Annotated in this window: 3 protein-coding genes; 2 read left to right on the top strand and 1 reads right to left on the bottom strand. The window is 38.3% G+C overall.

Going from position 1 to position 3,581, the window contains the following annotated elements; translation table 11 throughout:
- On the bottom strand, window positions 1-423 hold a 423-nt coding region (locus RRG12_RS41805), incomplete at its 3' end, for a hypothetical protein (RefSeq protein ID WP_420763202.1).
- A gap of 21 nt (window positions 424-444) precedes the next feature.
- On the opposite strand from RRG12_RS41805, the gene RRG12_RS41800 reads away from it, so the two are divergent.
- Together RRG12_RS41800 and RRG12_RS41795 are read left to right on the top strand one after the other, a co-directional pair.
- A complete protein-coding gene (locus tag RRG12_RS41800) occupies window positions 445-3,267 on the top strand; it encodes a hypothetical protein (RefSeq protein ID WP_420762111.1) in 2,823 nt (940 codons plus the stop codon).
- Between the two features lie 101 nt (window positions 3,268-3,368).
- Window positions 3,369-3,581 (top strand): WD40 repeat domain-containing protein (locus RRG12_RS41795; RefSeq protein WP_420763201.1); only part of this gene is annotated, 213 nt, incomplete at its 3' end.

Here is a 3,581-nt window from a genome sequence, read left to right as displayed (position 1 = left end):
CTGCATAACTTGCATTACATCATTGCGTGTCAGTCCCGCCAGTACTAAATGCTCTATTTGACCCTTTGGCAAATCGTAATCAGCAGCCCAATCTTGTCCTACATCTCGCACTGTTAGAATAATATGCAGATTTTCGGGCAGCCGACGAGAAAGATAAGGAACAAGCTTCCAGTTTGTCACCTCATCGAGTCCGTCAATTACCAGTACATGAATATGCTCAAGTGGTTTATCAAAGAAATAATGGTACTGTGCTTGCAAATCGGGCAGCTTTTCTGGCAATGTATCAGTACAGTTGTGCCACTGCGCCATTTGCTCAACTACATTTCTTAAAAAGCCTTCCTCTGTAACACTACTGGAGTTTTCATAAGGGGCAAAGAAATGGTAAGCCAATGTTTCAGGTGCTTCGCTTACCAACTTTGCCATTAAAGAAGTCTTGCCAAAGCCATGGCGGAAACTGGACAGCCTTGGATAGATAGAGGAGAAGCCAAGAAAATTGTCAATCAAATCCTGCCAACAACAGGCCATCAACAAACACTTTTTAATAATCTCCTTAACGAAGGATTATTGTCTGAGGATTTGGTTTATATTTATTCAAACGAAGATGATTCAGAGCCTCAGCATATTGATACTGTAAAATTTCCCTATGAGAAATTTAGCGACCATCTTATAGTTCGCTACCTATTAAACAAACATCTTGATAAGAATAATCCAGTTGCTTCATTTAATCCCAATCAACCACTAGGAAAAATGCTGGCTAATGATTGGGAAACATGGCGCTACAGTGGTTGGATTGAAGCTCTTAGTATCCAATTACCAGAACAAATTGGGCAAGAATTAGTAGAATTAGCTCCACAGGGAAACGTAGGGGATGTTGTGCAGCGTGCCTTTCTTCAAAGTATTATCTGGCGTAACCCTACTAAGGTAACTAATATAACCAAAGACTATCTCAATGAGATATTTAGTCAAGAGGGTTGCGAAGAAGCTGTGTACAATTTACTACTGACAGTTGCGGCAGATCCAGCCCATCCCTTCAACGCTAAATTCCTTCATAACCACCTTCTGAGCCTTGAAATGCCTGAGCGTGACGAATGGTGGTCTATCTATCTGTCTTCGCAATATGAAGAACGTGGCTCTGTTGACCGTTTACTGGAATGGGCATGGGAAGCTGAAAAAACACATATTTCTGATGAAGCGATTGAACTATGTGCTGTTGCGTTGGTATGGTTTTTAACTACCTCTCATCGTTATGTTCGTGATCGCGCAACTAAAGCCCTAGTTTCAATGCTTTACCTAAGACCTCAAGTTTTGGTACAGGTAATTGAGCGATTTATTAACGTTAATGACCTCTATGTATGGGAACGCCTTTGTGCTGTAGCTTACGGTGTGGCTATGCTCAGTGATAAGGCTAGTGGAGTGCAAGAACTGGCTGGTAAAGTTTACGAATGGGTATTTAAGAACGGCACACCACCAGCACACATACTTTTACGTGATTATGCTCGTGGAGTTATCGAAGTTGCAAAGCATCGTGGAATCCTTCCGCAAAGTGTAGATATTGAGCGCTGTCGCCCACCATACCAAACTCCTTGGCTTGTTGATATTCCTACCAAGGAAGAATTAGAACCTTACGGTGAAACTTGGGAAGGTATGGATGACCGTGACTGGTCGCAGTGGGGTTTATATAATTCAGTAATGGGACATGGAGATTTTGCAAGATATGTTATAGGTACAAATCATGGCGATTTTGAATGGTCTTCCTGTCGTTTGGGAGAGCTAGGTAGGAAGCAAATACTTGCAACTAGGCAGCAAAAGTATAATGAATTTATAGACTCTTTGACGAAAAAACAAAAAAATTCATGGGAAAGATACGAGAAAATACAGTCATCTGTTAGACTCTGTAAACGTCTAGATACAGCTAAACAGATTGAATATTTTCAAGCAGAGTTTTCTTCTGATAAATTAAACAGCATACTTATAAGTGAACAAAACAGATTTTTGAGAACATTAGGTAAGAAAAAGAAAGAAAACTTCAATAAATTTGTTTTACCTCACATCCAAGATTCAAAAGGAAATGAATTCCGGTTTGATTTATCACTTGTCCAATCTTGGATTCTAAAGATAGTTTTTGATTTCGGTTGGACAGTTGATAGATTTGGGCAGTTTGAACGCACGCTAGATCGTTACAGTTATGGTGAAAGAAAAACCCCAGAAAGAATAAGTAAAAAATATCAATGGATAGCCTATCATCAGTTTCTAGCTTATGTTGCCGATAATTTTGAATTTATTGGTAGTTCTTCATTAAATGAATCTCCTCAACAATACGATGGCCCTTGGCAGCTAGGTTCTGGTACACGGGATATTGACCCTTCACTTTTAGTACGCCAATTATCAGAACAGGAAGTCCAAGAAAAAACATCTGTATGGTGGCAACCAGTCCCATACATTTTTGATCACGCTGATAAACAAGAGCAAATTAATTGGATAACACAAGAAAGTGATTCTCCTAATCCATGCCAGCTAATTGAAGTAACTCGACCAAGTGATGGTACAGTTTGGCTTTCCCTCGAAGGACACTATCGATGGACTGAAGAAGGCCCCATTGAAGAAGAACCTTATCATAGTTTGCGACGAGATATGTGGTTTCAGTTACGAAGCTATATAGTTCATCAAGAGGACAAGAGTAAGATATTGCAATGGTTCAGTGATAAAAATTTTATGGGAAGATGGATGCCAGAGTCAGAGCAGATGCTTGATGTTTTTGTTGGTGAGTTTCCTTGGGCTTCATCATGTAGAGCATTAAATAATGACCAGGATTGGATTAGTCATAGTAAATTTGAAGATGACTTACCAGGTGCTAGTGTTGTAACAACAACCGAGTATTTACGTGAAATTTCTACATTCGATTGTTCAATTGATGGCACTATTTCAGCTTTGATGCCATCTGCTTGGCTAATTAAAAACATGCGAATCCGATGGTCAGGTGGCAGATTTAATTTTGTAGATTCTGTAAATGAGCTTGTAGCGTTTAACCCATTAGTTGAAGAAGCAGGATCAAGTGCGTGTTTAATTTCAAAAGAAAAACTTATTAGGTTTTTAGCTGAAAATGGACTTGATATAATCTGGACTGTATTAGGAGAACGTCAACTAATTGGTGGGAATCATCAGGAGTGGTATGGGAGATTGGAGTTATCAGGAGTTTATCACCTGAATGAAGGCATAGTAACAGGAGAACGATTAAAGTCATGGCATCAAACTCTTAACAATGATTAGATTTAATTAATAATTATTATTATAATCAGTACATTGGTACTAAATTAACTACTATTTTTCTAATTCAGAAGTTTATATTGTTTATTTATATGTAAAGCACGATGTTAAGTTTAAAAGATTTTAAAATATTAAGTAGTGAAAATCTTCAAGAAGCTAAAGATGCTATATATCGAGCTACATGGTCTCCTAATGGAAAATATATCGCTGCTGCTTCTAGTATTGGAGATATCTATTTATGGAGCTTAGAAAGTGGAAAGATTATCCAAACTATAAAATGCTTTAATGAACGGATTTTAAGCATAGCATGGTCTCCT

Source organism: Nostoc sp. CALU 546, assembly GCF_048836525.1.
Note: the sequence above shows the minus strand (reverse complement) of the source record. Positions and strands in the feature narration are given on the sequence as shown.

Bases quoted from the DNA above. Each gene is read 5' to 3' on its own strand.
- RRG12_RS41800 (WP_420762111.1), top strand. From the start codon at position 445: ATGGCGGAAACTGGACAGCCTTGGATAGATAGAGGAGAAGCCAAGAAA.